This is a genomic window from Flavobacterium sp. (genome assembly GCF_035456085.1).
Lineage (GTDB): Bacteria > Bacteroidota > Bacteroidia > Flavobacteriales > Flavobacteriaceae > Flavobacterium.
In genome coordinates, this window is the sequence record NZ_DATIDY010000243.1 from 1 (window position 1) to 4,751 (window position 4,751).

The window sequence follows — 4,751 nt, forward strand, 5'->3', positions numbered from 1 at the left end:
TTTACTTTTTAAAGCACCATAAATAATCGTTCCAATCAAAGCTCCAATAAGCACAATGATTACGGGCAAAAATCCAGCTCCGATTAATATAAAAATAGGTCCAGGACAAGACCCAACCAATGCCCAACCCAATCCAAAGGAGATTCCACCTATCCAATATCTAGCATTGCCTTTTGGTTTATCCTCAATTTGAATTGGCAAACCATCAATGTCTTTAATATTTTTTCTTTTGATAATCTGAATCCCTAAAATTCCTGTCGCAACGGCAACACCAATAATTCCGTACATATGAAAAGATTGAAATTGAAACATTTCATAAATACGATACCAGGAAACCGCTTCGGATTTGGTTAGCACTATTCCGAAAATGAAACCTACGAGGAAAAATTTCAATACTTTCATGATTTAAAAATTAAGGGTAATAAAAAATGTGCCATAATCAAGCCACCGATAAAGAATCCAATCACAGCTTTTAAAGACGGTAGTTGTAAATTACTCAATCCTGAAATCGCATGGCCCGAAGTACAACCGCCTGCATAACGAGTTCCGAAACCAATTAAAATTCCGCCGCCAAGCAGTATCAAAATACTTTTTGGAGATTGCCAAATTTGTTCGCCAAATAAAGCCTTAGGCATTAATTTACCATTAGGCGCATCAATTCCCATTTGAGAAAGTTGTGCAATTGTTTTAGGATTTATATCCACATTAGAAGGATCGCTCATAAAATGTACCGCTACAAAACCACCAACCATAGCACCGATTACAACCACAAAATTCCAACGATTTGCTTTCCAATCAAAATCAAAATAAGAGATATGTTTTCCCAGTCCAGTCATTGAACACAAAGACTGAAGATTGGTCGACATACCAAAATTTTTCCCGAAATAGATTAGCGTAAGCATCACTATTCCTATTAAAAAGCCTGAAACATACCAGGGCCAAGTTTGAAAAATTACATCCATAGTTTATTCATTTTAATACAAATATAAAGGGATTTGGACAAATCTATGCACCGATTTATTCTTTGAATGGATTTTAAGCAGATAACGAGTAAAGTTCTTTTTATATTTGTGGTAAGAATTACATCACGTTAAAATTTTAAATCCTCAAAATGAAAAAAATAGCTTTATTCGTTACTTTGGTCCTACTCATAACTTCATGCGGAAATATCAAATCTTCTTTGAAAAACGTTGATAATAACGCTCCAGTTCCAGTTGTGAAAAACAATGCTTTTGTCATCACAGCTTATAGCAAAGACAAAAAATATGGTTATAATAAAGATTACCCAATCAACATATTTTATAAAGGAACCAGTAATGACACGATTAACCAACGATATTTCCTGAATGCCTTGGCGGGTCCGAAAGGTGAAAAAATAACGTATAAAAAATTAGAAAACTGTTGTCCTTTTCCAACCAAAACAAGTGATATGGGCGCTGGATTTCTTGATGTATATGAATTAACATGGCAGGGATTAAAAAATCCTATTATTTTATATTTGAACATTTACGAGAGAGGTCAGTTAATGGTTCCGGTCGGACTTAGTTTGAAGAAATAAAATAATTTAGTAAACTAAGCGACTTTCGATTAGTTAAGAACCTGAAAACCAACACATTTAAGAGTTCAAGTTTTTATTTTAAATTTTTCCTTTTTATTTATTGGCTAATACTATTATCAATAACTAATCCCTATTATCGTATAAAAAATAAATACAAAATCTACTTCGGAAATCGCAAAATCAACCTAACTTTGCACATTCAAAAAAATAAACTATGAACATACAAAATATACCTCAAATCAAACACACCGATAGTGGTAATTTTTACTTACTTGCTGGCCCATGTGCTATTGAAGGAGAAGAAATGGCAATGCGAATCGCCGAAAGATTAGTTGAAATCACCAATAAATTACAAATTCCTTACGTTTTTAAAGGATCTTTCAAGAAAGCAAACCGTTCAAGAATTGACAGTTTCTCTGGAATTGGAGACGAGAAAGCACTTAAAATATTAGAAAAAGTATCTAAAACTTTTGGTGTTCCAACTGTAACTGATATCCATACTAACGAAGATGCTGCTATGGCAGCTGAATATGTAGATGTTTTACAAATTCCTGCTTTCTTGGTTCGTCAAACTGATTTAGTTGTGGCTGCTGCTGTAACTGGAAAAGTAGTTAACTTGAAAAAAGGGCAATTCATGAGTCCTGAAAGCATGAAACATGCAGTACAAAAAGTTTTGGATTGCAACAATGAAAACGTAATGGTAACAGATCGTGGGACTATGTTTGGTTATCAGGATATGATTGTAGATTATCGTGGTATCCCAACAATGCAACAATATGCAACTACAGTTTTGGATGTAACACACTCATTACAACAGCCAAATCAAACTGCGGGAGTTACCGGAGGAAGACCTGATATGATTGAAACCGTTGCCAAAGCAGGAATCGCTGTTGGTGTTGATGGTATTTTTATAGAAACTCATTTTGATCCAGCAAATGCTAAAAGCGATGGTGCTAATATGCTACACTTAGATTACTTTGAACCCTTGATGAATAAATTGGTTGCTATTAGAAGAACAATAAATCAATTCTAAAATTTTAAGAACTACACATTGAAAACCAAATTATTCTATTCGGCTTTTTTAGCTGTTTTTTTTACTTATAATCATGCATTTGCTCAAGACAATATACCTACTACAGAAAAGTATACTGCACATAATAAAGGTAAATTCTTCATCTCATGGGGTGGTAACAGAGAAAGTTATAGTGAATCTGATGTAAACTTTAGAGGAAAAGATTACAACTTTACAGTTGATAATATGGATGCTCACGACAAACCAAAAGGTTGGCATATTGATTATATAAATCCTGCTAACATGACAATTCCGCAAACTAACTTTAGAATGGGATATTTCTTTAGTGACCATTATAGTGTTGCTATTGGCTGGGATCATATGAAATATGTAATGACCCAAACTCAAACAGCTAATGTTACTGGTTATATTAATTTACCTGCTGATCAAGCTGGATCTATTTATAACGGAACTTACAACAATACACCTGTAGACATGTCTCAAGGTAATGCTCAGGAAGGCGGTTACGAGAAAGGTGTTCCCCAACCAAACGGTACAGCTTTTTTAATGTACGAACATACAGATGGTTTAAACTATGTTAATACTGAAGTTTCGAGACATGATGATATTTCGAAATTGTTTAAATTACCAAATACTGATAAAGTTCAGATTAACTTAACAGAAGGTATTGGAGCAGGAGTTTTGTATCCTAAAACAAATGCTACTGTGCTTGGTATGCCTCGTCATGATGATTTCCATATCTCAGGTTTTGGATTATCTGCGAAAGCGGGAATTAACTTTACGTTTTTCAAATATTTCTATCTTCAAGGAGAGCTAAAAACAGGTTACATTAACATGCAGGATATTAGAACTACCAAAAGTAGCGATGATAAAGCTTCTCAGGATTTCTTCTTTTTCCAACGTATTATTGCTTTCGGAGGTATTTTTAGATTATAAAATACGGTCACATAAAATTAAAATCTCCTTTGGGAGATTTTTAGTATAAGATAGATTTTAGTCGCTTTAATAAAAAATTACAAATCAAATTTAAATACATTGAAAATAAAAATTTTACATATTACTTTTTTAGCTCTTTTTATTACTGCTACAGCTTTTGCTCAAGACAACTCTTCTAGTTCTGAACTTTACACAGCACATAACAAAGGTAAATTCTTTGGTCACATGGGAGGAAATAGAGCATATTTCACCACTTCAGATTTGCATTTTGAAGGAGCTGGATACAATTTTACAGTAGAAAATGCACAATCACACGATTTGCCAAAAGGCTGGAATATCGATTATGTTACACCTGGAAAATTAACAACGTCGCAGACAAACTGGAAAGCCGGGTATTTTTTTCACGATAAATTCAATGTTTCTATTGGAATTGATCACATGAAATATGTGATGACTCAAAATCAAACAGCCATGATTAATGGTACCATTAATTTACCATCAACAGAACCAGGTTCTGAATTTAACGGAACCTATCACAATCAACCGATTGACTTGAGAGATGGCAAATTTTTAAAATTCGAACATACGAATGGATTAAACTACGTTTATACTGAATCAGCCTATTACACCGATATTTCTTCAATTTTTGGTATTAGAAATACTGATATTTTTCAATTGAATTTCACGCAAGGAGTTGGTATGGGATTATTGGTTCCAAGAACAGATGCTACTGTTTTGCAACAAGAAAGGCATGATGAATTTCATATTTCTGGATACGGTTTCTCTGCAGATGCAGGTTTGAATTTCACTTTCTTTAAGCATTTTTATGCGCAAACTGAGATAAAAGGTGGCTATATCAACATGACTGATGTAAGAACAACATATACTGGAGATCATGCTCAACACCATTTTTGGTACGGGGAAACAATCATCTCGTTTGGAGGTATTTTTAGGATATAATTCTCATATTACGATACAATTAAATCTCCTTCGGGGGATTTTTTTTATGTATATAATGTTTTGGCTTCCTTTATTACCGCTATCAAAACAGCATTATCAATTTTTTCCAAATCATAATATCTAAGCGACTTAACAGTGTTTCTTTTTTCATCAACTAAAAATTCCTGATTTCTTTTTAATTGAAAACCTCTGGCAAAACCAGCATCAACAAAACCTTTTTTAGAATTGCAAATCAGGTAGCAAAACATTCTTTTTTTATAATAT

At 33.3% G+C, this 4,751-nt stretch carries 6 protein-coding genes and 1 pseudogene; 4 read left to right on the top strand and 3 right to left on the bottom strand.

What is annotated here, in order from left to right; genetic code table 11:
* Both VLC96_RS17945 and VLC96_RS17950 read right to left on the bottom strand, forming a co-directional pair.
* Nucleotides 1-402, bottom strand: a 402-nt coding sequence (locus tag VLC96_RS17945; RefSeq protein ID WP_325265127.1) for a DUF6691 family protein, incomplete at its 3' end; no start/stop codon positions are given.
* On the bottom strand, nucleotides 399-962 hold the full coding sequence (locus VLC96_RS17950) for a YeeE/YedE family protein (protein ID WP_325265129.1): 564 nt from the start codon (nucleotides 960-962) through the stop codon (nucleotides 399-401). The genes VLC96_RS17945 and VLC96_RS17950, both read right to left, overlap by 4 nt.
* Nucleotides 963-1,111: 149 nt before the next feature.
* On the opposite strand from VLC96_RS17950, the gene VLC96_RS17955 reads away from it, so the two are divergent.
* From VLC96_RS17955 to VLC96_RS17970, 4 genes are all read left to right on the top strand, one after another.
* Complete coding sequence (locus VLC96_RS17955; protein ID WP_325265131.1) at nucleotides 1,112-1,558, top strand: 2-dehydro-3-deoxyphosphooctonate aldolase; 447 nt, start codon at nucleotides 1,112-1,114, stop codon at nucleotides 1,556-1,558.
* 214 nt (nucleotides 1,559-1,772) lie between these two features.
* Complete coding sequence (kdsA, locus tag VLC96_RS17960) at nucleotides 1,773-2,591, top strand: 3-deoxy-8-phosphooctulonate synthase (protein WP_325265132.1); 819 nt, start codon at nucleotides 1,773-1,775, stop codon at nucleotides 2,589-2,591.
* An 18-nt stretch (nucleotides 2,592-2,609) separates the two neighbouring features.
* Entirely contained in the window at nucleotides 2,610-3,527 is a 918-nt protein-coding gene (locus tag VLC96_RS17965; RefSeq protein ID WP_325265133.1) for a hypothetical protein, read from the top strand.
* Between the two features lie 99 nt (nucleotides 3,528-3,626).
* The gene (locus VLC96_RS17970) at nucleotides 3,627-4,487 is read left to right on the top strand and encodes a hypothetical protein (protein ID WP_325265135.1); all 861 of its coding nucleotides are present in this window, start codon (nucleotides 3,627-3,629) and stop codon (nucleotides 4,485-4,487) included.
* A gap of 44 nt (nucleotides 4,488-4,531) precedes the next feature.
* On the opposite strand, the pseudogene VLC96_RS17975 reads toward VLC96_RS17970, so the two are convergent.
* Nucleotides 4,532-4,751 (bottom strand): annotated as a pseudogene (locus tag VLC96_RS17975) (DUF1801 domain-containing protein); the annotation flags it as partial.

What these genes read in the sequence shown, in the direction of transcription:
- VLC96_RS17955 (WP_325265131.1), top strand. Translation starts at nt 1,112, where the DNA reads ATGAAAAAAATAGCTTTATTCGTTACTTTGGTCCTACTCATAACTTCA.
- kdsA (WP_325265132.1), top strand. Translation starts at nt 1,773, where the DNA reads ATGAACATACAAAATATACCTCAAATCAAACACACCGATAGTGGTAAT.
- VLC96_RS17950 (WP_325265129.1), bottom strand. Translation starts at nt 962, where the DNA reads ATGGATGTAATTTTTCAAACTTGGCCCTGGTATGTTTCAGGCTTTTTA.